The following is a 25,402-nucleotide window of genomic DNA, read 5'->3' as shown; positions in this document are numbered from 1 at the left end:
TAGATATGAGTCTGATGGCAATGAGTATATCCGGCGCGGTATTGATCCTGGTGATCCTGGCAATGCGGGCAGGCTTGAAGGGCTGGCTGCCGAAAAGAACATTTGCGGTGCTGTGGATGGTCGCCCTGATCCGTCTGCTGATCCCATTTTCCGTGCCCTCTTCGTGGAGCGCATACACCCTGCTTCAGAATGCGGTTCCTGAAACGGAGCAGGTACGCTATTTTACAGATATGATCGCAGGAAATCCGTCCGGCGGAGCGGCACGTTTTGGCAGCGCATCTTGGCTGTACGGTACAGATACAGCCGGAGGTGCCGGGGACCTGCCGGGCCGGGAGGATGGATTCGGGGAGGGAACCGGAATGCAGTCCGGATCGGGAAGCGGAGCGCAGATGGATCCTGCCTGGAAACCGCAGTCAAGATCCGGTGCAGGAAGCGGAGCACAGATGAACGCTGCTCAGGATCCTCAGTCAAAGTCCGGGGAGGAATCACAGCCGGATTCCGCATCTGGCATACAGTCAGGAGGGCAGCAGGCTTCCTCCATAGCTTCGGATTCCGTATCAGAGGAAAAACTATCGTTTGCGGAACGTTTCGCAGATCTGCTTCCCATTTTAAGGGGAATCTGGGCAGCAGGCTTCCTGCTCTGCACGATCGCCTTTGCATGGATTTACTTCCGGTGCTGCCGGGAATTTCAGATGTCGCTGCCCATGGAGGACTGCTTCCTGGAAAACTGGCAGCGCACACATCCTTTGCGGAGAAGACTGTCCATCCGCCAGTCGGACCAGATCCTGTCCCCATTGTCATACGGATTCTGGCGCCCGGTCATTTTACTGCCAAAATCCACAAAATGCGGGGACAGATTTCAACTCCGATATGTTCTGGAGCACGAATATGTGCATATCCGGTATTTTGATGCGGCGGTGAAGCTGCTGATGGCGGCGGCTCTGTGCATACACTGGTTTAACCCCTGTGTGTATCTGATGTACATTTTCTTCAACCGGGATCTGGAGCTGGCCTGCGACGAAGCGGTGGTGCGCCGATTCGGTGAAGAGGAAAAGTCCGCATACGCCATGGCGCTGATCGAGATGGAAGAGGAGAAGAGCGGCCTGCTCCCGCTTGGCAATAGTTTCAGTAAAAATGCGATCGAGGAAAGGATTGGTGCGATCATGAAAATAAAGAAGATCTCCCCGCTGGTCCACGGGCTGTCGGCGGCTCTGGTGTGCGGCATTGCCCTGCTGTTCGCTACATCCTGCGGATCATATGGGGAAGCGGAACAGACTATGGAAGCCGGCCCCCGGACAGAGGCCGTGGATGCGGAGGAAGCAAAGATAAACAGCATCGTGGAAACAAAATCACTGTCCGCTGCGCTGAAGGAGTCAGGACAGTACAGTCCGACCCTGCGGTCTCAGGAGGCTTCTGCGGCGGATGTAAGCATAGTCGGATACAGCAAAAAAGAACTTGAAGATCAGATTGCGGCTATAGACCAGGTCATTGAGGAAAAAGAAAAGACACTTGAACAGGTTGAAGAGATGTATCTGGCTATTCAGGGCGACAAACTGTATCTGGATTCACTCACAGAGCGTAATCAGGAAATCCAGGACAGGGTAGAAAACGCAGGGAAGTACACAGACAAGGATCAGCTGATCCAGGAGAGGGAGCAGAATGTGGCCAGGATCCAGGAAACTGAGGAAATGCTTCGGGAAAAAGAACAGGAAATGGATCAGTTTTACACCGACGCAGACGCCCTGACCCGGGAGATCGAGCGGATGCAGGAGGAGAAGGAGAGCCTGCAGTGGATGGAATCCGAACTGGATCTGGAAACATTTTTTGAGGAACACTATGGGAGATACGGGATCCGCTTTGATCTATCGGAAGGCAGGCTCTACAAAGGCAGGACCCCGGTACGTTTCTTCATAGACGAAAAGGAAGGGGGAGTCCTGTGGGCTGACAATGAAGGTGAATCTGTCGTCCGGGCCGTCTACAGCGAGGAAGGAAAGCTGACCGGAGTATCTGTGAAAAAGGCAGAGGACAGCCGGATCGGAGTGCATATTGCGGAAGACCCGGAAAAAACAGAAGCGGAAACGAGGGAAAAGGCTGCGGAAGCCGTTGAAAAGGAAGTAGAAAAGAAGGCCGCAGAGGCGGCTAAAAAGGAAGTGGAAAAGAAAGCATCTGCAGAAGCGGCTGAAAAGGCATCAGAAAAAGCAGCAGAAGCGGCTGAAAAGGAAGCAGAAGCGGCTGAAAAGGAAGCAGAAGCGGCTGAAAAGGAAGCAGAAAGAGTAGCAGAAGCGACTGAAAACGAAGCAGAAAAAGCGACTGAAAAGGAAGCAGGAGAAGCAGGCGCATCAAAATCCGCCGCCGGCGGAAGCAAGGAGAACAGCGCTGAGATCGCAGCCGGAAGCGGTACGGAATACACCACAGGCAATCCATACCACAGCGCCGCTTATATGATCTCTATCGGTGAGGAATTTGAGGAATACGAAAAATTCGGCTTGTCCTATGACAAAAAATCGGATTTTCTGATGTATAAGGACCAGACCATAGGATATTTTAAAGACGAGACAAAACCAGGCGTATACACCAGGCTGGTAGAGGGATCCGGGGATCTGGGAATCACCGTGAACCGGGACAAATCCGGGAAGATCACGGACTTTTCCGTATTCCCGTTCAATGAAAGCAGCCTGCCGGATTCCTCTGTAAGCGAGGACACTGCGGTAAAAGAAGGCTCCGGTATCATCAGGTGGGACGATTCCGGGGATATCGTCAGCATCGTCTCATTTCCAACCAAGGAGCGGGGCAGCCTGGAAGCCTATGCCGCGGAGCAGGAAAATGCGGATAAAGCCGAAGCAGCGTCAGGCACAGCGGTCTCTTCTGAGGACGGATCGAAAACCGAAGCCATGTCAGGCAAAACCGCATATTCCGAGGGGAACCCAAATGCCGAAAAGACCAGCCTGCCTAAGGAATATGAAAAGCTCGGCGTAAAGATTTCCAACGAAAAAAATAACGAGTGGACGTATCAAGGCAAAGGAGTCGCCGTCATTTACGATAAGGATCACTGGGTCTACGCCAACGACACGATCCCGGAAAAGAAAGCTGTGTATCTGGAAGTCGTGCGGGATAAAAAAGACCGTGTGATCGAACTAAAGGAAATCACGAAGAAGGAAATGCAGAAATTGTTTGATGAGGAATAAGGAAGGCCCGCCATGTTCACAGCAAAAAAGATGTTCTTAAACATGATAAGGAACCGGGGAAGAAGCGCGATCCTGGCAGTCTTTTCCTTTCTGACGGTATTTTTCGTGGGGATCTATTTTGGAAATCTGGAACAGAATGAAGGCCTGCTGTCCGCGCTCGGGGAAAAGATCCCTGTGTCCGCCTCCATTGCCAATTCCACCGGGGACCGGCTGACAGGACTTGACATTACAGAAAAACGGGTGGAATTATTTCTGGAGCTTGGACTGAAGGATTACACGGTCACTGCGGAGAGTTATGGAAATATCGGATTCGGCCCGGAAAATACGGAACAAAGAGCCAGCATCTATTTGACAGGAACCAATACGGCGGCGTCCATGGATGCCTGGAAGCCGGAATTTTCCCTGGAACGGGCGCAGGTGGAGGAAATCCTTTCGGAGGAGACAGGCCAGGGGCCGCTCTTGGAGCGTGGAACTGCCCCGCAGAATCTGTCCAACACAGCAGAGGAGAGTACATCCGGCCGGGATGTGAAACGTACCGGGCGGTGCCTGCTGAATGAAAGCTACATTCAAGAGAAGGGACTTTCCTGGCAGGTAGGGGATGTGATCGATATCAATCTATACCGTGCTCTGTATGATGAATTTGACGGAGTCGCCGGATTCGTGGAGATCACATCCGCAGAGCTGGAGATTGCCGGCTTTTATCAGACTGCGCCAGAGAGTGCGCTGGAAGCGGCGGACCTGGTGTGTCCCCTGTCCTGGCTGGCCAAACAATACCGTCAGGCAGGCTCCGAGCTGCTTTATTCATCGGCAAAAGGAACCGTAGCGGATCCTCTGGCGCTCAATGACCTGAAAATCAAAGCAGAAAAAGCAAAATTTTCGCAGACGAATTTGCAGTCCATAGGAGGCCGTCCGGGAAATACGCTGGTGATCGACGACCGATTTTTTATACAGACGGCCTCCCAGCTGAAAAGCAGCATTCATCTGCTGAAACTGTTCATGGCACCGCTGCTCGTGCTGGTCATAGGAATCTCGGCTATGGTCTCTTTTTTCGCCATGTGCCACCGGAAGCAGGAAATCTACCTGGAGCGTTGTATGGGCAGGAAGAAGTCGCAGATCGCGGCGGAGCTGGTCGGCGAAAATACGGTGCTGTCCCTTCTGGGCGGCGCGGCGGCTGTGCTGTTCATACCATCGTATGCAGAAACACTTCCGGCAGCAGGCTTTTTGCATGGAGGGGGCTGCAGGCTGCTTATTTTGGCGGTATTTCTGGGAATCCGGATCGTGACAACACTGGCACCGGCAATCTGGATCAGCCGGGAAAATCCGATGAAAATCTTCTAGCTGTGTGGTTGGATGCACCAAGGAGCATCCAACCGCACAGCCGGAAACTCTTTTGAATCGAGGAGAAACAATGAGTGAAATTTTAAAAGCAGATCATGTAAGCTACACATATCAGGGAAAATATCAGAAGGTTCATGCGCTGCGGGACGTCAGCTGTACATTTGCCCCCGGAAGATTTTACGCGGTGACCGGCCGTTCCGGAAGCGGGAAAACCACCCTGCTTTCCCTGCTGGCAGGCCTCGACCGCCCCACTCAGGGGGAGATTTTCTATGACGGAACGCCGTATGCAGAGCTGGACACCGCAAAGCTCCGGCGGGAAAAGCTGTCCATTGTTTTCCAGAATTTCCAGCTCTTTCCGTTGCTGACCATTGAGGAAAATATCACATACCCCATGGAGTTTTCCAGGGTAAAAACAGCACAGGCCCGGGAGCGGGCCGTGCAGCTCCTGGAAGCGGTGGGCCTTCCAAAAGAACTTCGGAAAAAATATCCCGCCATGTTGAGCGGCGGCGAGCAGCAGCGCGTGGCCATCGCAAGGGCTCTCGCCTCCGCCCCAAGGATAATCCTTGCGGACGAGCCCACCGGAAACCTGGATTTTGAAAACGGAGAAAACATCATCCGCATTTTAAAAAATCTTGTGGAAAAGGAAAGCTACTGTGTGATCTTGGTCACCCATGACAGGGGAATCGCGGAGCAGGCGGATGTCGTATATCAGGTACAGGACGGGCAGATCCTCAGCCGTCCCGAAGATATACTGAGCACCAGATAAATCTGCCGCTCAGTATAATTTGATACCAACGTATGCAGAAAAGCTGTCGGCGGCAGGTTTTCTGTATACCAACGTATGCAGAAAGGCTGCCAGTGACAGGCTTTCTGTATGCGCACAGCCGCATGAGGATGGTGGAGCTCATATGAAAAACAGTCTGAAACAAATCTTTCGAACACCTGTAAAAACAGGACTTTTTTGCCTGATATTTCTCTTTGGCACAATGCTTTTTACGGCAGGTCTGAACCTGTGGATCGAGATATCGGAAAAAATAAAGGCGGCCGACGAAACCTTCGTCACCATCGGAACGGTGGAGCAAAAAGAGCAGAGTACCGTGATGGAGCAGTGGTGGGATGCCGGCCTGCAGGATTACATTTATCAGGAAACAGAGACATACGGAGATTTCCTGACAACGGATCTTCTGGAAAAACTGGATATTGATTTTATCACCGCGCCCCGGCAGCGCCCGTATTTCGGCGCATATTCCGAGGGGCTCCGAACCGGAGGCGAATTGACGGATGAAAGCTTCACCGGCATTTTCCTGGCGGAAATCCGTGTATTGGAGGATGCAGTATCAGAGTTTGCGGCAAAAGCAGATGCACCGGGGACAGATGTACAGAAGGCAGATGCATCGGGGACAGATGTACGGAAAGCAGATGCATCGGAGACAGATGTGCCGGAGTCGGATGTGCCGGAGCCGGATGTACCCGGTGCCTGCGTGCCGGATCATCCGATTCCTGTGGAAGTCACCCGTGTGCTCTGGGGATCCGAATCATTTTCAGGAAAAAAGATCTACTTCTGTGATCACAGGACAGAGCAGCCGGAACCCATGGAAGCAGAAAAAACATATCTCACATTTCTCAGCATGAATCCGGTCAATGCGGATAAGCATAAGGACTTTGAAGGAACGGAATATATGCCGCTGCGGCTTTACGAAAATCAGGCCCGGCTCTGGTATGAAGTGACCGAAGACTTTTACGGGACGGAAGAAGGCATACGATGGGAGAAAATTGCGGGCATGCTGAAACTATGTTATGAAAGCATGCTTCCGGTAACGCCGGTCAGCGATCTGCAGCTTCTCCGTCCGTTTCATGACGGTGACGCGGTGCTTGAGGAAGGCCGTGAGATCGATCCGTCAGAATATGAAAGCGGCGCGAAGGTGTGTCTGGTTCCGCAGAAATTTGCGAAGCAGAATGATCTCCGGACGGGAGACCATTTTCCGCTGCAATTTTATTTCGCAGACTATCAATATCCTCTGTGTCAGGTGGGCCTTGGAAATGGCGGCCTGGATATGGAGGCGCTGGATGCCGACGGAAATGTACTGGAGCCCTTTCAGGAGAGTGAATACGAGATCATCGGCATCTACTCGTATCCGGTTGTCCTTACCAGCGATCCGCATGCGTTCGTGAATAATCAGATCTTCGTCCCGGAAAATTCTATTACAGAGGATTTTCAGAATCATGTGGTGGGACGCGGGCCGATGCAGGCATACAACACCTCCTTCCGTATCAAAAACGGCTCCGCAGAAAAATTTCTGGAGGAATTTTCCAGACTGCCGGAAAGCAGCCTTCTGGAGATCGAATTTGACGACGGGGGATACGAAGCCTTTGCCTCCAAAATGAAAAATACCCGGATCGTGGCGGCAGTGCTGTTTTTTGCCGGATTCGCGCTGCTGCTTGCGACGATCGCATTTCTCATGTATTTTATGATATGGAAACAGAAAAGGCGCACCGCCGTGGAACGCGCCCTTGGCATGACAAACAGACAGTGCGCCGTGTCTCTGCTGAGCGGGATCGTGCTGCTGACGGCCGTCTGCGGAACCGCCGGCGCGGCTGTCGGGATGCAGATGGACCGTGCGGTGCAGAAGGCAGCCGTCAGCGGGGAAGAGGAGTTCAGTACGGCTTATACCAAGGGAATCTTGGAGGAAGAGGGGCGCGCAGGGGAAGGAACGTCTTCGGCGGTGGATGAGGGAGGAAGAATGTCCCTGGCAGGCGATGAGGATGAGGAAAGAAGAATTTCTACGGTGGGCGAGGATATCGCGAAAAAAGAGAATCTGTCGGACAAGGCGGATGGAAGCGGTATGGAAAAAGAGAACCCGTCGGATGGAAGCAGTACAGAAAAAGAGATCCGGCAGAATCAAAGCGGTACGGAACATGATCTTCTGCAGACTGACAACAGTGAAAATAAGTGGATAACAGCCTTCCTGATCGCTGTCTACGAAACGGGGCTGGTATGGCTCCTGGCACTCTTCTGCATAAACAGGAATCTCCGCGCGGCGCCGATCCTGGTTCTGTCGGCGAAAGAGGAGGAATAGCTTTTACAGTAAAATATGGCGAAGGTTCATCTCTTCGCCGTACTCAGATATTCCTTCATCTGCAGATATTCTTCTATCCCAAATGTGATCTTCCCCTTGGCCAGAGAAAAATACCCATCCTTATGCATGGAGCGGATAGTCCGATCCAGCGTCTTGATATTCATGCCCAGCTCTTCCCCAAGTCGTTCGCGGGTCTTCTGGAGCGTGACCGGACGGGGATTTTTCTGCATTTCCGGGGAGTCCTGCGGAAATACCTGCTCATAAAGCCGCACAAGATAATCCGCCACAAGGAACATGGGCGGATAGTAAAGCTTTAAACCGTTATTGTAGGAGGAACGGTACAGCTTGAATGCAGTGCGTTCCGCCATTTTTCGAAGGATGTGCGTATCGGAATCAATCCACCTTTCCGCATCCTTCCGCGGGATATAGACCACGGTATTGGCGGTCAGGGCTTCGATGGTGACGGAAGCCTCCGGCTTGTTGGCCAGCAATGCGACCTCCCCGATAAAATCAATGGCTTTGTTGGTCTCGATCATATAGATCTTGCCGTTTTCAAATTCGTTGATCACCCGGTTCTCACCCTTGGCGACAATCCCCAGGTATGGGAGCACACTGTCCTTCTGATGGATCAGTCCGCCCGGTGGATGTACCTTGACACGGGCAAGCAGCCGGAGTTCATCAGGCATGTTTTTTGTATAGTCTGTTAACTCCGGCACTTCTTTCTCCAGTTCACTCAACGTCATGAAATGGTACCTCCCGCGTATGCCCTTCCGAGCATGTTTTATGTTCAGAAAGAACCAGGAAAATCATATAAAGATTCAGAACTGCAGCAGCCCCATGGTCTGCTGTCCCTTCTGTGCCATGTTCCGCTTCTGCAGCATCATGGAAACGCTCTGCAGTGTCTGCTGATGCTGCAGCTGCATCAATGCCTTCGCAACATCGGTATCTCCCATGCGGCTTTTGGCTGCCGTCAGGTTTTCAGATGCATATCCGTTATAATCAATCGCATATTCCAGCTTATTGTACTGAGCTCCCAGGGTGCTGCGGTCTCCGGTCACCTTTTCCAGAGCCCGGTCAATATCCTGGATATTGAAATTCTTCGTGACATCAAAATCCTTGAGACCGAGAGCGTCCAGTGTGGAATTGATGGAATTGTTGACATTGATGGAGCTGCCGTCCGCATCTCCGACCAGCTCAATGCCGTTCTTCTGGCTGCCGTCCAGCAGGCTGTGTCCGTTAAAGTTGGTCTGCCGCGCAACCAGGTTGATCTGATCCTTTAACTGATCGACCTCTCTCTGGATATCCGCGCGGTTCGCGTCATTCAAAATACCGCTGGAAGCACGAACTGCCAGCTCACGCATCCTCTGCAGGGAGCTGGTGATACTGCCCAGGGCGGAATCAGAGGTCTTTAACAGACTGAGCCCGTCGCTGAGATTCTTAGTTCCGGTGTTGATACCAGTGATCTGCGCATTCTCCTTCTCGGTGATGGCCAGCTCGGCAGCGCCGTCAGCCGCGGACATCAGCCGGTTTCCGCTTGCGATATGCCCATATAAATATGGGGATGTAGTACTAATTCCAGAAATTGCGCTCATATTGGATTCCTCCTTATTTAAAATGATAATATTCTGATAAGACCTGCGGTCAAGCAGGACTTGTAATCGTTAAGATCCACAACGTTTAGTGACTCCTATATATCATATCGTTCAAACTTAAAAAATGTTTACTGTTTTTTTCAAAAAATTTCCAAAAACTCCTCATTTGTCCTGTTTTTAAAAATTAAAATTCGATAGAATCATTTTAACAACAAAAAACGTACATTTAATTACAAACCTGGCTCACGCAGCCGTGCAGGAAAAAGAGAGATCTGGAGCACGGAGGGGAGCCGGTTACGGGAACGGGAGGTAATCAAAGATGAAGAAACAAAAGGAGAGCTTTGCCTACGAATCATTGGGACAGAGGATCAGGGTGGAATGGAAGGTGTATCTGCTGGCGTTTGTATTTATACTGATCGCGGACAGTATCGGGCAGATCCAGATTCCGGTGGGAAAAGGAATGTTTATTCTATTTCCGATATTTTACGCCATTATCTTAGGCGTGCTCAGCGGGCCGGAGGTGCTCAAGATCGTAAAAAATGAGCAGGTCAAGGCAGCGTCAAAGCTGGTGGTAGTCGGGATCGCGCCGTTTATCGCAAAGCTGGGGATCACAGCCGGGGCAAATATCGAGACAATCCTGAGCGCGGGCCCGGCGGTACTGCTCCATGGCTTTGGAAATTTATTTGCCATCATACTGGCGCTGCCGGTAGCGATCCTGCTGGGGATGAAGCGGGAAGCGGTAGGAGCCTGCTTTTCCATCAACCGCGAGTACCATATGGCATTGATCAACAACATTTACGGGTCGGATTCGGCGGAGGCGAGAGGAAGCCTTTCTATTTATATCGTAGGTGGGATGATCGGAACCATTTACTTCGGGATACTGGCTTCCGCAGTGGCAATGACAGGATTGTTTCATCCGGAAGCCCTGGGGCTGGCATCAGGCGTGGGCGCAGGGATTATGATGGCAAGCTCCAGTGCGTCACTTTGCGCCATGTATCCGGAATCGGCGGAGACCATCAAGACACTGGCAAGCGTGGGAGAGACCATGGCGGGGATCACCGGGATCTACATCAACATGTTTCTGGCAATCCCGCTCTGTGACCGGCTGTACTGTATATTGGAGCCGAAACTGGGAAGGTTTATAAAAGCAAAAGAAACAAAATAGTGACAAAAGAAAAATCAGAATCACAATATTTCCAGCTGTGCGGTTGTTGATCCGACAGGTGGCAATATTTAACTTGCGGTATAAGGACGATATGAAGGAGGATTTAGAATGAGATACATAGAATGGTTATTTTTACTGGTGATCGGCGCGTGTGGAACGGGCCTGGCAAATTTTATCGGACATGATGTGGGGGTCCTGGAGTCCCTTCCGGGACTGGTGGTCCTCGTGGCGATCTCTATGCTGGCAGTTGTCTGCATCAAGCTGATCCCTTTGAAGCTTCCCATCGTGGCGTACTGCGCGATCATCGGCCTGCTCCTCGCCTGCCCGCTGTCCCCGATTCGGACCTTCGTGATCGACGCGGCGGCAAAGATCAACTTTACGGCGCCGTTTACCATGGTCGGGGCATACGCAGGCCTGGCCATCGGCGACCAGCTGAAAGCATTTATCAAGCAGGGACCGAAGATATTGGTTGTGGGTCTGCTGGTCATGACCGGAACATTCCTGGGGTCCTGCATGTGGGATTCCCTGATCTTAAAATTAACAGGGGCGATCTGAGGTCTGCTGTCCGAAGTCAGGCAGGAACATACGGATACGGAGTGTGCGGGCGTGCCCGCAAAAGGCGGAATAAATATTTGGAAGAAGGAGATCACGGACATGGAAAAATGTAATTTACTGATAAAGAATGCAGTTGTTATGACGGACTATGAAACGGTAAAAAGTGGGATGGACATTGCAGTGTCGGGCGGCAGGATCGGGGCAGTAACAGAAACCGGTACCAGGGAATTTCACGCGGACAAAACCATTTCCGGGGAAGGCAAGCTGTTCATGCCGGGGCTGATCGACAGCCATATGCATACCGGCCAGCAGCTCTTAAAAGGGCTTGTGCTGGACGCGAAGCCGATCATCTGGACCCGGGTCATGCTTCCCTTTGAGAGCACACTGACCCCGGAGAAAATGAGGCTGTCCGCCCAGGTGGCTGCTCTGGAAATGATGAAATCCGGCACCACAGCATTTATAGACGCAGGCAGCTACCATATGGACGCGGCGGCGGCAGTTTATGAGGAAAGCGGCTTGAGAGGCTGCATTTCCTATTCTACGATGGACGAGGAAGGGCTTCCGGAAAGTATTGCCATGAACGCGGGGCAGGCGGTGCGGGAAACGGACCGCTTATATGAGAATTGGAACGGAAGGGGCAATTTGAAGGTGTATTATTCCCTGCGTGCCTTAAATTCATGTTCCCATGAGCTGACTGAGCTGGCGGCAGGCCATGCCCGGGAGCGGGGAGCCATGCTGCAGGCGCACATGAACGAGTACCAGGGAGAGGTAGACGGGATCATAGCCAGGGAAGGCATGCGGCCTTATGAATATCTGGAAAAAATGGGCGTGCTTTCGGACCGGTTTTTGGGAGCGCACAGCCTGATTTTATCTGAGGAAGAAAAAGAGATTATCCGGGAGCGGGGCGCGAAGGTCTGTCATTGCCCGTTCAGCAACTGCGGAAAGGCCGTGCCGGATACGCCGGACCTAGTGGAGCGGGGGATCATTCCGGGCTTCGGAACGGACGGAGCGGCACATGGCGGGCTAAGCCTGTGGAACGAGACGCGCATTTTCCGTTCCCTGATGAACATTTACCACGGTGTTCCCAACCGCAATCCCAAGGTCATGCCGGCGGAGCTGCTGTTCCGGATGCTTTTCGAAGGCGGCGCGGCGGCGATCGACGAGACCGGGCAGTGCGGAAGGATCGCAGAAGGCTGCAAAGCGGATCTTGTCAGCATTTATCTGGATGCCGGAAGACTGATCCCCAGCGGAAACCTGCTGCATACCATGTTCGAGTGCGCGGAGTCCGGCGATGTGCGGGATATGATCGTGGGCGGGAAGATCCTGATGGAAGACCGGGAGGTCCGGACGTTGGACGAAGAACGGATTCTGTTCGAGGTGAAGGCGTATATGGAGCGGATGTAGGAAGGAAATTTTATTATGATAATCTGTTTGTTGACTGCGGCGGCCAATCTGGCGGTCGGCGCCCTGGTGGGGCTGTGCGGCGTGGCGGGGTTTCTGCTCCCCATGTTCTACACGGCCAGCCTGGGAATGAATGTTTCCGAAGGGCTGGCGCTCAGCTTCGCCGCATTTATCGTGTCGGGGGCGCTGGGCTCCTGGAATTATAAAAAAGCAGGAAACCTGGATCTGGCTTTCGGGCTGCGGCTGAGCGCAGGGAGCCTTGCGGGAGCGGTCCTGGGAGTCAAGCTGAACCTGATCATTCCCGAAGAGCAGGTGAAAATGCTGCTGTATCTGGTGGTGTTGCTGTCCGGGATATCCATTTTACTGCGGAAGGATAAGGGAAAAGAAAATGAATCCGGGGCGGAAAGATTTTCCATTGAAAAAAATCTGCCTGTGACTCTTTTGCTGGGCTTTTTGACCGGCGCGGTCTGCTCCATGTCCGGTGCGGGAGGCCCGGTGCTGGTCATGCCGCTGCTGGTGGTGTTCGGCATTTCCATCCGGACAGCGGTGGGTGTGGCGCTGTTCAACTCCATTTTCATCGGGCTCCCGGCTGTGGCGGGGTATCTGGCGCAGTGCGACCTGATGCGGCTCCTGCCTATACTGCTGACGGCTTTGGCGGCCCATGCGGTGGGAGTTTATTATGGAAGTAAAAATGCGGGACGGATCAATCAGGGGATACTGAAAAAGGGAGTGGCGGTGTTCTCGATCGTGATCGCGGGGTGTAAGCTGAGCGGGATTCTGTAGGAAAAAAGGATGGGATTTTGAAATCAGGACGTGTATGCTTTCAAACAGGGGGCTGCCGGAAAATGACTGTATACCTAACAATATATGTTTTTGATTCCTGTGCTTTACAACAATATATTGCGGATAAACAGTATTCTCCGACGGTCCCTCCGCAGGTATGAGTTTCGTTCACGAAGCTATTCTTTTATTCTATCAAGCTCACTCAGATTCACACCTAAACTGGAAAGAGTTACCTTCAATTCAATGTATCTGTCATGCATAGAATTGTACGTATCAGGATCCTTATCTTTCACCGATATCATCCATTTTTGTAATCTTGAAAACTCACTGACAGAGTCTTTAATTATATCTGCTGCAGACGGCATGTTCTCACCTCTCTTTTTGAATAGATTTCACAAAAAACATTTACAGGATACCTTCATTATATCAATAAGAAATTTAGGAGTAAAGTCTTTATAAAAATTTAAATATTCATATATGATTTACCAGTCAAAAGTACCATTTATCATCTAAATATGTTACAATAAGAGAAATTACTTATCATATTAGGAGGCTCCCATGTTTCGAGAAAGCCAGGATGTTCAGATCACGCTTGATGACCGTATGCTTTATGCGAATGATCAGACCCGGAAAGCGGTCGACTTATCAAGAGCTAAGCTTGTCGGAGATATCATTTATCCAAATGTAGACGAAAACAGGTTTTCCGGATTATTCAGCGAAGTAGGATCCGTCCTAACATCCTTGTACGGCAATATGTAGCCGCGCTCGTCCTGAAACGTATGTACCGTATGACGGATGAAGTCCTGATCGAATTTCTCCGCTGCGGCGCGCTGAATTTCCAGTACGCCCTCCATACCACGCAGGAAGAAAAATAACCCTTATCTGAAAGTTCCCTGCGCTGTTTCCGAAGGAGGCTTGAAGCATATAATGAAACACACCACTGCGACCTGATCAAAGAGGAGTTTGAACGGATCTCCAAACAGATGGCAGTAGAGATGGGCATCCTCCATACCGCAAATGTGATCCTCCTCCGGTATCTGTTAAAAAAAGGGTTTGAAAACATGATTCCGAAAGAACTGTCCCACTATTTTGAAGAGGGGGACCACAATCAGGTTCTGTATTACCGTGTTTCCCAGGACAAGAAGGCAGGTGTGCAGGATACCCGCGTTGCGGAAACCATCCGTGAGATGCTGCTGCTCCAGGAGGCGTTGGGAAGGAACTTCACCCCTTCGTTTCTCAGCGGACTGCCGGAATATCAAATCTTCCAGAGGGTACTTGAGGAACAGACGCGGCTGGATGACGCAGGGAACCGTGTGCCAAAAGACAAAAAGGAGATCCCAGCAGACAGTGTCCAGAACCCATTTGACGCAACCATGACATACCGCTATAAACGCAGGCAGCACCATGGGCATGTGCTGAATGTAGCGGAAGTGATAGACGGAAAAGGAAACGGAATCGTTGTCCATGCATCTGTGGGGGCAAATACCCAGTCTGACAGCCGCATGGCGGAAGAGTATATGGAACAGCTGCCGGAAGATGGTGAAAAAAACTATCCACAGACACAAAAAAATTGGGCGGAATGCCGACAGTCAAAAACACCAGGATTCCTGTCAGCTTAATTGTTGCCTGCTTAAAAGATGAAATGACTTTTCAGGAAATCTGCGAGGAATATAAAATTGCTCCGGAAGATGTAGAAAAGGTTATGGAAGCTATCGGTAATTTTTTAAAAAGTAAAGGTGACAGCATAAAAAATACTTATTATGCTGTCAAGAAAAAAGGAGACTCTTACGAAATAATACGTCGCTTTCCAAAGCTCTGATGATAAAATGAAACAGGAGGACACCCCCATGATTTCTTTTGAAAACGACTACAACACAGGCGCCCACCCCCGTATCCTGGCGCGCCTTATGGAGACCAACCTGGAGCCCCTCACCGGCTACGGCGCGGATCACTACTGCGAAAGCGCGAAGAACAAGATCCGCGAAGCCTGCGGATGCCCGGACGCAGACGTGGAATTTCTGGTCGGAGGCACCCAGACCAATGCCGCGGTCATTTCCACCATGCTGAAGGATTACGAAGGCGTGATCGCGGCGGCGACAGGCCATGTGAATGTCCATGAGGCCGGGGCCATCGAATATACCGGACACAAGGTTCTGGCGCTGCCCCACAGGGACGGAAAGCTTTCCGCGGAAACCTTATGCTCCTACATAGCCGGCTTCTACGCCGATGAAACCTATGAACACATGGTATTTCCGGGCATGGTCTACATTTCCCATCCAACGGAATACGGTACGCTATACACGAAAGCAGAGCTGGAAGCCCTTGCGGAGGTCTGCCGTTCTTACCATATCCCGCTGTTTCTGGACGGGGCCCGTCTCGGCTACGGCCTGATGAGCCGCCATACAGATGTGACGCTGCAGGACATCGCCCGGCTTTGCGACGTATTTTACATCGGAGGGACGAAGGTCGGCGCGTTATGCGGGGAGGCGGTGGTATTTACGAAGCAGAACCGCCCGCCTCATTTTATCAATTCCATCAAAAAGAGAGGGGCGCTGCTGGCAAAGGGCAGGCTACTGGGAATCCAGTTCGATACCCTTTTTACAGACAGCCTGTACTTTGAGATTAGCCATCACGCCATTGAGATGGCGGAGGAATTGAAGAAGATTCTGGAAGGCAGGCAGATCGAGTTCTACTTGAAATCTCCTACCAACCAGCAGTTTGTGATCCTGGAAAATGACCGGATCGAAAAGCTGAAAAAAGAGGTGATGTTCAGCTTTTGGGAGAAATACGATGAGACCCATACCGTGATTCGTTTTGTGACAAGCTGGGCCACCACCAGGGAAGATCTGGAGGCGCTGGACCGGGCATTAGAGCGTGTTTATACTGCGCGCCAGATAAATCTGCCGCACAGTATAACATGATGCACACAGCCGCATGAGGAATTATGCCGCTTCGCGGCTGCGGCTGACGCGATACTCACGGGAACTCTTGAGCCGTTAACCGCCGCAGGCGCAGGGGTGCCGGGAAATGCGGGCTGTTCACATACCGCCGTTTCCTGACACCCCTTTTTCTTATGTTTCCCCATTCTACACCAGCGAATGCTCCAGATAATGATCGATCAAAAACGAGTACTGCAGCAAAAATCTGGTATCCGGATTTTCAAAGTTCAGCCCGGTCAGGTCCTCAATCTTCTGCCTCCGGTAATTCATTGTGTTCCGATGCAGAAACAACTGCTCTGACGCGATATTCTGATTGAACCCGCACATCGTATAGGCTCTCAGCGTATCATAAAGCCGGGTCCCCTTCTGCTGGTCGTATTCCCGCAGCACCGCCAGCGCAGGATGGCAGAACTGGGGCAGGCGCTGTTCCTTGGAGAGCCTCTCCATCATATCATAAAACGCCAGATCCTTGTAATAATGGATATACCCCTTCACATCCATCTGCTGGGACAGGCTGCAGGCCTTCGCCGCCTGGAGATAATATTCCCGCAGCCTGGCCGGATTGGTGAACGGGTTGCTGATTCCGGCCAGAAGCCGCTCCCGGCCGCAGGCCTCCTGAAAGCGGGACAGCTCCTCGGTCAGCGTCAGGGCGGTATCCTGGGGAAGGATCACCACCGCGTTGTGGTGGTAGAGGACATACAGGCTGGTCGGGAAAATGCGGGTGAGCATGGGCAGCAGTGTGGATTTTAGATAGGTTTTCCCATGATAATACAGGGGCCGCACGACCATCACGCACATATGGTCCGGAAAATGGATCCCGCTGGTATGGATCCGCGCGCCGGCCTGCTCTGCGGGGATGCCGTCCAGGATATCGGTGAGAGTATTGTCCTGGAGCCGGGAACGCAGTGTCAGGCTGTCCTGGCTGCGCAGGGCGGAATCCGCCACGATCCGGCCGATCAGCGGCAGGAATTTCCGGTATTGGGAGGCAAAATTCGGGGACTCCTGTATCATGAAGACATAGCCGAACAGAGCATTGTCCACGATGATGCGGCTCAGCAGGTAGTAAAGGTCCTCATCCTCACAGCGGTGTATCTGCGGGCCCTGCTGATTGGAAAAGCCGCTGCTGCGCCGGATATCCCGGATATGCTCGATAAAGTCCGGAGGACAGAAGCCCTGCTCCACACTTTCCAGCCACAGGCTGTTCTGTAGGCGGACCGGGACAGAATTTGCCAAAAGCTTTCCGCTCATGTCGATGATCACAAGGGTGCTTTCCGCTTTTTCCGCGATGTCGCTGAGCACATTGGAAATATTCTGGCCGCTCAAAAGGGCCTGCAGCAGCGAAATATAAAGAGCCTGCGCCTGACAGGATTCCACGAGGATATCCCGGATGCACTGCAGGATCGCACCAGGTTCGCCAGTTTCAATTTGTGCCCAGTTCACAAAGGCATTTTCACACACAGAAGGCTTCCTGCCTCCCGTCCAGACCAGATTCAGCCCGTTTTCCGAAAGCCCGGAAAATGCGGCCTCGTCACAGGTATCCGTATCGGCAAAATAAAGGACATTCTGCACCGGGGCTTTTGGCTCCGGGTGCGGACCGGGCAGCTCCTGCACATGAAAGATATCTGCGTTTTCTGCGATATGGGAATCCGGCACAGGATAATCTTCCGACAGCCGGCTCAAAAATTCTGAAAAATTCATAGCATTTCCTCCGATATCTGTGTGATTCATTACAATAACAGCATCAAAAATCAGTCTGTACAGATTTATCTCCGCGGGCTGATTTTCTTGTTTAAAAGATTACAAGTTTGTGCTTTATTACTAATATACCACATAAATGCAACTCTGATATATGCATCATGAACAAAAATCACGATCTTTTTCATTCCTCTCACACATGTTAAACCAAAGCCGCCTGTATTATCATTTACTGTAAACGAAGCGTTTCGGATGCAGGAACGCACGGGCGAAGAAAGGAGAAAAAATGTTATGAGTTATCCAAAATTATTTGAAAAGGGCAGGATCGGCCATCTGGAATTGAAGAACCGGCTGGTGATGCCTGCCATGGGAACTGGATTTGCCAGCTCCACGGGGGAGGCTTCGGACGAGATTATCCGTTATTATGCAGACCGGGCAAGGGGAGGCGCCGGGCTGATCATCACGGAGATCACCAGGATTGATGAGGAAACCGGGATCGGGACGAGCAATCAGCTTTGTGCCACAGACAGCAAGCATATTCCGCGGCTGGTGCGCCTTGCGGAAGCGGTTCATGCCTATGATTCCAAGATTTTTTTACAGCTCCATCATCCGGGAAATGAGACTCCGGGCCGTCTGCTGAAGGGGAAGCAGATCGTATCGGCGTCGGAGGTGGTCTGCGCGACCATCGGTGAGAAACCCCGTGCCCTGACCACGGAAGAGGTGGGGGCCATGGCGCAGAAGTTTGTAAAGGGCGCGTACATCGCAATGGCGGCAGGTATTGACGGGGTGGAGATCCATGCGGCCCACGGATACCTGGTGAACCAGTTCTTATCACCTCACACCAATAAGCGCACCGACAAATACGGTGGGGATTTCTTCAACCGCATGCGGTTCATCACGGAGATCATCAAAGGGATCCAGTTTACCTGCGGACCCAGATTTCCGATCTCTGTCCGGATGGACGGCAATGAGTTTATCCCGGACGGACTGACCGAGGAGGAGTGCATCCACATTGCCAGGTATCTGGAAAGCCTGGGGATCACCTGTCTGAATATCAGCTGCGGAACCTACGAATCCGGCGCTACGGTCATTGAACCGGCCTGCTACGCAGAAGGCTGGAAGAAGCATTTGGCAAAAAATATCAAGGCAAATGTAAAGATCCCGGTGATCGCGGTCAATACCGTGAAGCATCCGGCATTTGCGGAATCCCTGCTGGAAGAAGGAGTATCCGACTTTGTAGGGATCGGCCGGGGCTTCCTGGCAGACCCGGAATGGGGCAAAAAGGCGAAGGAAGGAAAAGACGATTCCATCAGGAAATGTATTGGCTGTATGGAATGCTTCCGTATCGCGAATATGGGCCGTCCCATTGAGTGTACCGTGAATCCCATCCTGGGCCGGGAGCTGCATTTTGGCGACGGGCAGCTTAAGAAAAACGGAGCGGGCCGTACGGTGGCGGTCGCAGGCGGCGGACCGGCAGGGATGCAGGCAGCGGCAGTATTGGCAAAACGCGGATTTAAGCCGGTCCTGTTTGAAAAGAGCGGAGTCCTCGGCGGCAGCCTGAACCTGGCGGACAAACCGCCCCATAAGAAATTGATCACCGAATTGATCAAAGCCCAGGAGGAAGAGCTGAAGGAGCTGAATGTAGAAATCCGTCTGAATACTGAAGCTACCGTGGAAGCCTGCAGGGAGATCGGTGCGGTAGGCGTATTCGCTGCAGTGGGCGGCAATCCCATTGTGCCGCAGCTTCCGGGCGTTGAAAAGGCAGTTGGCGCAGAGGACGTGCTGACCGGCAGGGTCACTCTTTCCGGCAAAAAGGTTGCTGTCATCGGCGGCGGGGTGACCGGGCTTGAGACGGCAGAGTTCTTGAGCGGGGACAATGAGGTGACCGTGGTGGAAATGTTAAATGCCGTGGGAACGACGCTTTATCCCAGCGTTTCCAAATTAATGCTGAAACGGATCGCGGACAACGGCGGAAAAATCATGACTGGCCATGCGTTGAAAGCGATCGGGGACGGAGAGATCAAGCTGAGTATATCCGCGACTGCATTTGACACCAGCATGAAGGCTGATGCGGTGGTGCTGGCTCTCGGAGTCAGGCCGAACCGGGCTCTGGCGGCTGAGTTTGAGAAGGAATTTGAGCATGTGATCCTGATCGGGGACGCCTCTGCCGGCGGAACCATCCGGGACGCGATGCATGCGGCGTATGATAAGGCATTTGTATTTCTGGATTGATCGAAAGTGAAAGATATGGTTTGAGAAAATATAACGGTTCAGAATAGAAGGCTAAGTCTCTGTGTGCCGTTCTGAGCCGGTGTGAAAAAATCATGGAATTTGGTTACATATAAAAGGAGAATGGAAGGATGAAAGATTTTAAAGATAAGGTTCTGGTTGTGACCGGCGGAAGCAGCGGCATTGGAAAAGCCATTGCCCGGGAGGGCGCGCTCCGTGGTATGAAAATTGTGATCAACGGGATCACGAAGGAACATGTGGAAGCGGCGGAGGCCGAATTAAAAGCGATGGGTGCCGAGGTGGTAAGCCAGCTTGCCGACATCTCCAGACTGGAAAATGTACAGGCATTGTTTGACCTGGCCATGGAAAAATTCGGGCGTGTGGATATGTTGGTGAACAATGCGGGCGTTGCGGTATCCGGACCAATCTGGGAGATACCTGTACAGGATATCCACTGGATCACGGAAGTAAATCTGATGAGCCACCTTTACGGCATGCATATCTTTATCCCGCAGATGATCCGGCAGGGGACGGAGGCTGTGATCGTGAATACGGCTTCCACCGCAGGCCTGATGACCTCCGGAAACGCGATCATGTACCATACCACCAAGCATGCGGACCTGGCGGCAAGCGAGAGCTGCTATCTGGCCTTGAAGCAGAGGGGATTGGAGCGGATCCAGGTGCACTGCCTGGTTCCGGCGTTCGTGCAGACCCTGATCCACAAGTCGGACGACCGCCGTCCGGAGCGCTATGCCATCAATGACGATCCCTATTACCAGGGGCAGGAGTTCAAGTCCGGATATATCCGCAGCGAGCGCCAGGTGGTTTCCAGCATGCCCATTGACTATGTGGGTAAATGCGTATTTACCGCGGTGGAGGATCAGAAGTTCTATATCTATACCCATCCGGAGTCCCAGGTGGTAGCCGGGGCACGGGTGCAGAATATGGTAAACGGGCTGAATCCGCAGTGAACGGAATGACAGGCGGATCAGACCGCAGTGAACGGAATAACAGGCGGTTCGGACCGCAGTGAACGGAACGACAGGCGGATCAGACCGCAGTGAACGGAATAACAAGCGGTTCGGATCCGCCTTCAATGGAATGGTAAATGGGCCGAAAAAGGAGGTTAGTACGATGATCAAGGATTATAAAGATAAAAAAGTGGTAGTGACCGGTGCCGCAAACGGGATCGGACGGGAGCTGGCGCTGGGCTGCGCAAAGCGGGGCGCAGATGTGCTGGCGGTGGATATCCACGGGGATGAGGCGGATGCCGTGGCTGCGGAGATCAAAGCGCTTGGCCGTGAGGGGATCGCGCTGCAGGCGGATGTCTCCCTTCCAGAGGAATGCCAGAAAATATTTGACCGCGCGATGGAGGCTTTCGGCCGCTGCGATATGCTGATCAATAATGCGGGAGTCAGTACAGGCGCCGACGTGTGGGATATCAAGGAGGACGATATCAAGTGGGTGACCGAGGTAAATGTGTATTCCCACTGGTATATGATGAAACGCTTTGTGCCTCAGATGAGAAAACAGGGAACCCACTGCCAGATCTTAAATGTATGCTCCATTGCAGGGCTGATCACACTGGGCTCCGCGCCGGCGTATTTCAGCACCAAGCACGCGGCGGTGGCGCTGTCGGAGGTGGTTTACAAATCTCTGAGGGCAGCAGGTGATGATATCGACGTGTCCGTATTCTGTCCGGGATTCGTGCAGACGGAAATGCACCTGACAGATCGGCATCGTCCCAAACGTTACGCCATCGACCCGGAAGACCCATACTACAATTCCGAGGCTTACCGGAAATTCATTGCCTACAACAAACAGATCCTGGATAACGGGGCGCCGCTGATCCCGACGATTGAAAAGGTATTCGAAGAGCTTGAAAATGATCAGTTCTTTATCCTGACCCATGATCAGTATGATCGTTTGCTGCGTGAACAGGGTGTATACCAGGCCGATATGGTGCGGCCCATTGACCCGTCGCTTTTGAAATGAAAGGAAAGAGAGTTATGGAAGAGACTCAGAAAAAATTTCCACCTGTACGGTTGGATGCTCTAAAGAGCCTCCAACCTACTCATCCATTCGCAAAAACCGTGCTGACGCACTCTTACGTCTGCTAACGCAGCCGTTTTTTGCTCATTCAAGAGTAGGTTGCTAATCCATAATCTCAGTTTTATTGCAATGAATTGCATAAAACTGAGATTATGGATTGCAACCGTACAGGTGGAAAAATTTTTGCTGTATTTTCGGCTTTCCCTGCTTGTGTGGATCCTGATCGCAAATGCATTTCTCCATTTGATCCATTTTGAATACAGCTGGCTGATCTTCATCAGCAATATCATGCTGTTTACCATGGAGGGGGATGTAAAAGACCGCTTTATTTCCGTGGAGGTGGGCGGCTTTGTAGGGCTGGTTCTGACGGTGCTCACGCTGCTGGCTGTCACGGCTTTGACCCCGGTCCTGGGGGATCTGCTTGGTTTCTTGATCCCGCTGGCAGCAGTATTGTTCGTACTGATCGTGATCCACCCGTATGCGCCGAAGATCCTGAACAACGTGGGATTCGCGTATCTCACCTGCGCCTGCATCGATACGGAAGCATTTGCATCGCATATCGGGCTGTTCCTCGGCACGTTTGTGGCCGGAAGCCTGATCTTCAACGGAGGATGTCTGCTGATCATGAGTATGGTGAAGAAAGTGGTATTTCAGAAATAGATTAGAAATAACCTGGAAAGTTTTCCACCTGTATGGTTGCAATTTTTTAACAGCTTTTTTCTGCTATAGTTTTGTGGCAGGAGAAGGCTGTTGCTTTAGGCGCAGTCACCTCCTGCCTGCGCACCGCGCATTCGTTCGAGCGCAGATTGGTGGACAGCATTCTATATTGCTTTAACGGTATTTTACCTTCCAATACGAACAGTAACGTAGCACAGTTACAGTTCACTCCTCAGCCAATCACCGAACTGATTGGCCGAGAGGAATTAAAGGGCACGTCCAGTCGGGGTGTGACCTGTCACAGTGAGAATGCGCAGGAACGGTTTTTCTGTATTTTGGGGATTGTACATCTTCCTGGGCTGTGTTATACTCTACAGGAAGAATTCGAAAAGATATTCATCTTTTTTATTCTTGCCGGCGTATCACCGGATTACTCAACAACATGTTTTAGGCGGGCTTTATGGCTGCAATCTTGTTATAAAAAATGCATAGATGTCATTTTCTGATGGAATTTTGCTTTCTTGAACGGATATTTCATGTTATGATTATCTTATTCTAATGGAAATGAAACATAGTAAACCTGATCCTATCTTGTTGTTACAGGCTGTATCCTGATCATGTGTATATTGTTTATTATGCTTTATACATGGGACATATCCGGCTCGGATAAGGCCGAAAAGTGTTCATGGCAAAAGATTCTTCCGGATTCTGACAGAATGCATTTCGCTGATATGCAGACAGCCGAAAAGCTTTGCGGAAGAGAGGAGAATCTGAATGAATGAAACAATGAAAACAACGCAAACAAAGAAGACAATCCCAACAACGAACAATGACTTTATCATGCGTCCGACGGTAGATGTATGCTTCGCCAGCCTGATGGAAAACACAAAGGTGAGAAAGGGGTTCTGCGCGGCTATCCTGCGGGTTTCCCCCGACAAGATCAAAGATACGGAGCTGCTGCCGACCCATCTGCACCGGGACTACGCAGATGATAAGCTCGGGATTCTGGATGTGCGGGTTCGGCTGCTGGACGGTCTGCAGATCAACATGGAAATGCAGGTGAAGTATTTTGAATTTTGGGATGAGCGGGCGCTTTTCTACCTTTGTAAAATGTTTGCGGAACAGCTCAGGACTGGAGATTCCTATGAAAAATTGAAGAAATGTATCCATGTCAGTATCCTGGACTTTATTCATTTTCCGGAAGATACGGACTGCTATCGGACGATTGAGCTTCTGAACAGAAAGACGAATGCGCTTTACAGTGACAAGCTGGAATTACAGATCCTGGAGCTGAAAAAGCTGCCGAAGGAGATAAAGACAGGAGAAGACATCGTCAATTGGATGCGTTTTTTGAAATGAAAGAGCAAGGAGGATTTTGAACGTATGGCAAACACGAGCGAATATCTGGGAGAGGCGTACGAGGCGCTGCAGAAGTTAAGTGCGGACGAGATCAAACGCCTGGAATATGAAGAGCGGGAAAAGGCACTGAAAGACTATAATACATTTGTCATCGGTGCGCAGAGACGGGCAGAGGAACGCGGAAGAAAGATCGGTGAAAAACGTGGTGAAAAACGTGGTGAAAAACGTGGTGAGAAACGTGGCGAGAAACGTGGAGAGAAACGTGGTGAGAAACGTGGTGAGAAACGCGGTAAAGAAACTGGAAGAAAGGAAGGAATCGCTTTGGCAAAGAGTGTGTTCAGACTGCATGCTCAGGGAAAGCCGGAGAAGGAAATTGCGGTGAAATGCGGTATCACGGAAGAGGAGGTACGGGAGATTCTGGAATAGCATCGTTTTGCTGCAATTCCCAAGATGTCCCACCTATCTTATTCCAAAAGAAATGGAAAAGGACATCCGGGGAGGAATTGAACAATCCTGCTATAGCATCATGCAATCCCGCAGTTCTGCCTCTATCTCTGCAAACTGTGTCTGACTGACACGGATTTTTCCGTGGACGAGGGAAATGTACCCTTCATCGCACAGCTGCGCCGCCACCCGGTTGACGGTCCGGACGGAGCAGCCCATCCGCGCCGCGATCGTACCGCGGGTATCCCGGATCTTATACTCAAAGGGCGTTCCGCTTTGCATTGCCCCGCGGGGCGGACAGTCTTTGCCCGACGCGCCGCGGTCTTCCGGCATATGGGCAAGGGAACATTCATGATATAAAAGCTGCAGCAGCCGGGTCCTGTTGTCGAGAAAAAAGTTCTTTCGGTCGGAACGGGTCTGCGCCATCCATTGCGTGACCAGCATCTGAATGCGGATAAAAAGGGCGTGGGCATCCTCTTTGATCCATGCCAGATAAGCCTTGGCGGGAATCATAACGCATAAGGAGCGCTCCAATGTGGTAAGGGTAATGAACCTGGCTGAAGCCTGGGAAAATAATTCAAAATCCCCGATGATCTCAATAGCGGAAATTTCCGCAAACCGGAACTCTGTATCGGAAGCCTGTTCCTCAATACCCTGGAGCCGCCCATTCAACAAGATATAAATGTGGGAGCAGGAGTCGTCTGTACTCATCAGCGTCACATTTGCAGGATAAGATTTCAGCATCAGATTGGAAAGAAAGGAATCCGGACAATGCAGAAAAAAATCCTGCAGAAAAGCGAGCTGCTCCTGATTTAGTTTTTTTGTAAAGCTGTCGGAAAGCTTCATAACCCAATCCCTCCTGACCCGGACAAGCCGGAACCAAACTTTTGCCAAAATGCGCAAGACTTCGTTGTTAATTGCCTGATTGAAA

The 25,402-nt window shown here is 51.5% G+C and carries 21 protein-coding genes; 17 read left to right on the top strand and 4 right to left on the bottom strand.

Annotated features, from left to right (window positions below; genetic code table 11):
• Window positions 1-5 precede the first annotated feature (5 nt).
• From ACTOY7_RS10735 to ACTOY7_RS10720, 4 genes are all read left to right on the top strand, one after another.
• Window positions 6-3,185: a M56 family metallopeptidase gene (locus tag ACTOY7_RS10735; protein WP_482670546.1), complete on the top strand. Its 3,180-nt coding sequence runs from the start codon at window positions 6-8 to the stop codon at window positions 3,183-3,185.
• Window positions 3,186-3,197: 12 nt separating this feature from the next.
• The gene (locus ACTOY7_RS10730; protein WP_482670545.1) at window positions 3,198-4,523 is read left to right on the top strand and encodes an ABC transporter permease family protein; all 1,326 of its coding nucleotides are present in this window, start codon (window positions 3,198-3,200) and stop codon (window positions 4,521-4,523) included.
• A 70-nt stretch (window positions 4,524-4,593) separates the two neighbouring features.
• Window positions 4,594-5,289, top strand: coding sequence for an ABC transporter ATP-binding protein (locus tag ACTOY7_RS10725; protein ID WP_482670544.1), 696 nt, complete (start codon window positions 4,594-4,596; stop codon window positions 5,287-5,289).
• A 142-nt stretch (window positions 5,290-5,431) separates the two neighbouring features.
• A complete protein-coding gene (locus tag ACTOY7_RS10720; protein WP_482670543.1) occupies window positions 5,432-7,600 on the top strand; it encodes an ABC transporter permease family protein in 2,169 nt (722 codons plus the stop codon).
• Window positions 7,601-7,626: 26 nt separating this feature from the next.
• Here ACTOY7_RS10720 and ACTOY7_RS10715 read toward each other — a convergent pair whose 3' ends face one another.
• Together ACTOY7_RS10715 and ACTOY7_RS10710 are read right to left on the bottom strand one after the other, a co-directional pair.
• Window positions 7,627-8,343 (bottom strand): Crp/Fnr family transcriptional regulator, encoded by a 717-nt coding sequence (locus ACTOY7_RS10715; RefSeq protein WP_482670542.1) that lies wholly within the window; start codon window positions 8,341-8,343, stop codon window positions 7,627-7,629.
• 75 nt (window positions 8,344-8,418) lie between these two features.
• On the bottom strand, window positions 8,419-9,192 hold the full coding sequence (locus ACTOY7_RS10710) for a flagellin (RefSeq protein WP_160282906.1): 774 nt from the start codon (window positions 9,190-9,192) through the stop codon (window positions 8,419-8,421).
• A gap of 319 nt (window positions 9,193-9,511) precedes the next feature.
• Here ACTOY7_RS10710 and ACTOY7_RS10705 point away from each other — a divergent pair, with 319 nt between their 5' ends.
• The 7 genes from ACTOY7_RS10705 to ACTOY7_RS10675 all read left to right on the top strand — a co-directional run bounded on the left by ACTOY7_RS10705 (window position 9,512) and on the right by ACTOY7_RS10675 (window position 16,017).
• Window positions 9,512-10,357 (top strand): DUF3100 domain-containing protein, encoded by an 846-nt coding sequence (locus ACTOY7_RS10705; RefSeq protein ID WP_160282907.1) that lies wholly within the window; start codon window positions 9,512-9,514, stop codon window positions 10,355-10,357.
• 108 nt (window positions 10,358-10,465) lie between these two features.
• Window positions 10,466-10,912 (top strand): hypothetical protein, encoded by a 447-nt coding sequence (locus ACTOY7_RS10700; RefSeq protein WP_160282908.1) that lies wholly within the window; start codon window positions 10,466-10,468, stop codon window positions 10,910-10,912.
• A 99-nt stretch (window positions 10,913-11,011) separates the two neighbouring features.
• Window positions 11,012-12,316: an amidohydrolase family protein gene (locus ACTOY7_RS10695; RefSeq protein ID WP_394684512.1), complete on the top strand. Its 1,305-nt coding sequence runs from the start codon at window positions 11,012-11,014 to the stop codon at window positions 12,314-12,316.
• Window positions 12,317-12,331: 15 nt separating this feature from the next.
• On the top strand, window positions 12,332-13,096 hold the full coding sequence (locus ACTOY7_RS10690; protein ID WP_482670541.1) for a sulfite exporter TauE/SafE family protein: 765 nt from the start codon (window positions 12,332-12,334) through the stop codon (window positions 13,094-13,096).
• Between the two features lie 983 nt (window positions 13,097-14,079).
• The gene (locus ACTOY7_RS10685) at window positions 14,080-14,715 is read left to right on the top strand and encodes a hypothetical protein (protein WP_482670540.1); all 636 of its coding nucleotides are present in this window, start codon (window positions 14,080-14,082) and stop codon (window positions 14,713-14,715) included.
• Entirely contained in the window at window positions 14,676-14,915 is a 240-nt protein-coding gene (locus ACTOY7_RS10680) for a DUF433 domain-containing protein (protein WP_160282913.1), read from the top strand. The genes ACTOY7_RS10685 and ACTOY7_RS10680 overlap by 40 nt, the downstream gene beginning before the upstream one ends.
• Window positions 14,916-14,943: 28 nt before the next feature.
• On the top strand, window positions 14,944-16,017 hold the full coding sequence (locus ACTOY7_RS10675) for a threonine aldolase family protein (RefSeq protein ID WP_482670539.1): 1,074 nt from the start codon (window positions 14,944-14,946) through the stop codon (window positions 16,015-16,017).
• A 165-nt stretch (window positions 16,018-16,182) separates the two neighbouring features.
• On the opposite strand, the gene ACTOY7_RS10670 is transcribed toward ACTOY7_RS10675, so the two are convergent.
• A complete protein-coding gene (locus ACTOY7_RS10670; protein ID WP_482670538.1) occupies window positions 16,183-17,733 on the bottom strand; it encodes a PucR family transcriptional regulator in 1,551 nt (516 codons plus the stop codon).
• A 288-nt stretch (window positions 17,734-18,021) separates the two neighbouring features.
• Here ACTOY7_RS10670 and ACTOY7_RS10665 point away from each other — a divergent pair, with 288 nt between their 5' ends.
• From ACTOY7_RS10665 to ACTOY7_RS10640, 6 genes are all read left to right on the top strand, one after another.
• Window positions 18,022-19,962 carry an oxidoreductase gene (locus ACTOY7_RS10665; RefSeq protein WP_160282916.1) on the top strand — a complete coding sequence of 647 codons (1,941 nt, stop codon included), beginning with the start codon at window positions 18,022-18,024 and terminating at the stop codon, window positions 19,960-19,962.
• Between the two features lie 128 nt (window positions 19,963-20,090).
• The gene (locus ACTOY7_RS10660) at window positions 20,091-20,930 is read left to right on the top strand and encodes an SDR family NAD(P)-dependent oxidoreductase (protein WP_160282917.1); all 840 of its coding nucleotides are present in this window, start codon (window positions 20,091-20,093) and stop codon (window positions 20,928-20,930) included.
• A gap of 58 nt (window positions 20,931-20,988) precedes the next feature.
• Entirely contained in the window at window positions 20,989-21,954 is a 966-nt protein-coding gene (locus ACTOY7_RS10655) for an SDR family NAD(P)-dependent oxidoreductase (protein WP_300884740.1), read from the top strand.
• A 240-nt stretch (window positions 21,955-22,194) separates the two neighbouring features.
• Window positions 22,195-22,671: a hypothetical protein gene (locus ACTOY7_RS10650; protein WP_300884741.1), complete on the top strand. Its 477-nt coding sequence runs from the start codon at window positions 22,195-22,197 to the stop codon at window positions 22,669-22,671.
• Window positions 22,672-23,442: 771 nt separating this feature from the next.
• A complete protein-coding gene (locus tag ACTOY7_RS10645) occupies window positions 23,443-24,027 on the top strand; it encodes an Rpn family recombination-promoting nuclease/putative transposase (protein ID WP_482670537.1) in 585 nt (194 codons plus the stop codon).
• Window positions 24,028-24,051: 24 nt separating this feature from the next.
• Window positions 24,052-24,453: a hypothetical protein gene (locus tag ACTOY7_RS10640; protein ID WP_482670536.1), complete on the top strand. Its 402-nt coding sequence runs from the start codon at window positions 24,052-24,054 to the stop codon at window positions 24,451-24,453.
• A 90-nt stretch (window positions 24,454-24,543) separates the two neighbouring features.
• On the opposite strand, the gene ACTOY7_RS10635 is transcribed toward ACTOY7_RS10640, so the two are convergent.
• Window positions 24,544-25,317 carry a Crp/Fnr family transcriptional regulator gene (locus tag ACTOY7_RS10635; RefSeq protein WP_482670535.1) on the bottom strand — a complete coding sequence of 258 codons (774 nt, stop codon included), beginning with the start codon at window positions 25,315-25,317 and terminating at the stop codon, window positions 24,544-24,546.
• Between the last annotated feature and the right edge of the window lie 85 nt (window positions 25,318-25,402).

It is taken from the genome of Schaedlerella sp. (assembly GCF_056796775.1).
The sequence above is the reverse complement of the archived record's forward strand: the minus strand, read 5'-3'. Positions and strand labels throughout refer to the sequence as shown.

Bases quoted from the DNA above. Each gene is read 5' to 3' on its own strand.
- ACTOY7_RS10735 (WP_482670546.1), top strand. From the start codon at position 6: ATGAGTCTGATGGCAATGAGTATATCCGGCGCGGTATTGATCCTGGTG.
- ACTOY7_RS10730 (WP_482670545.1), top strand. From the start codon at position 3,198: ATGTTCACAGCAAAAAAGATGTTCTTAAACATGATAAGGAACCGGGGA.
- ACTOY7_RS10725 (WP_482670544.1), top strand. From the start codon at position 4,594: ATGAGTGAAATTTTAAAAGCAGATCATGTAAGCTACACATATCAGGGA.
- ACTOY7_RS10720 (WP_482670543.1), top strand. From the start codon at position 5,432: ATGAAAAACAGTCTGAAACAAATCTTTCGAACACCTGTAAAAACAGGA.
- ACTOY7_RS10715 (WP_482670542.1), bottom strand. From the start codon at position 8,343: ATGACGTTGAGTGAACTGGAGAAAGAAGTGCCGGAGTTAACAGACTAT.
- ACTOY7_RS10710 (WP_160282906.1), bottom strand. From the start codon at position 9,192: ATGAGCGCAATTTCTGGAATTAGTACTACATCCCCATATTTATATGGG.
- ACTOY7_RS10705 (WP_160282907.1), top strand. From the start codon at position 9,512: ATGAAGAAACAAAAGGAGAGCTTTGCCTACGAATCATTGGGACAGAGG.
- ACTOY7_RS10700 (WP_160282908.1), top strand. From the start codon at position 10,466: ATGAGATACATAGAATGGTTATTTTTACTGGTGATCGGCGCGTGTGGA.
- ACTOY7_RS10695 (WP_394684512.1), top strand. From the start codon at position 11,012: ATGGAAAAATGTAATTTACTGATAAAGAATGCAGTTGTTATGACGGAC.
- ACTOY7_RS10690 (WP_482670541.1), top strand. From the start codon at position 12,332: ATGATAATCTGTTTGTTGACTGCGGCGGCCAATCTGGCGGTCGGCGCC.
- ACTOY7_RS10685 (WP_482670540.1), top strand. From the start codon at position 14,080: ATGGCAGTAGAGATGGGCATCCTCCATACCGCAAATGTGATCCTCCTC.
- ACTOY7_RS10680 (WP_160282913.1), top strand. From the start codon at position 14,676: ATGCCGACAGTCAAAAACACCAGGATTCCTGTCAGCTTAATTGTTGCC.
- ACTOY7_RS10675 (WP_482670539.1), top strand. From the start codon at position 14,944: ATGATTTCTTTTGAAAACGACTACAACACAGGCGCCCACCCCCGTATC.
- ACTOY7_RS10670 (WP_482670538.1), bottom strand. From the start codon at position 17,733: ATGAATTTTTCAGAATTTTTGAGCCGGCTGTCGGAAGATTATCCTGTG.
- ACTOY7_RS10665 (WP_160282916.1), top strand. From the start codon at position 18,022: ATGAGTTATCCAAAATTATTTGAAAAGGGCAGGATCGGCCATCTGGAA.
- ACTOY7_RS10660 (WP_160282917.1), top strand. From the start codon at position 20,091: ATGAAAGATTTTAAAGATAAGGTTCTGGTTGTGACCGGCGGAAGCAGC.
- ACTOY7_RS10645 (WP_482670537.1), top strand. From the start codon at position 23,443: ATGAATGAAACAATGAAAACAACGCAAACAAAGAAGACAATCCCAACA.
- ACTOY7_RS10640 (WP_482670536.1), top strand. From the start codon at position 24,052: ATGGCAAACACGAGCGAATATCTGGGAGAGGCGTACGAGGCGCTGCAG.
- ACTOY7_RS10635 (WP_482670535.1), bottom strand. From the start codon at position 25,317: ATGAAGCTTTCCGACAGCTTTACAAAAAAACTAAATCAGGAGCAGCTC.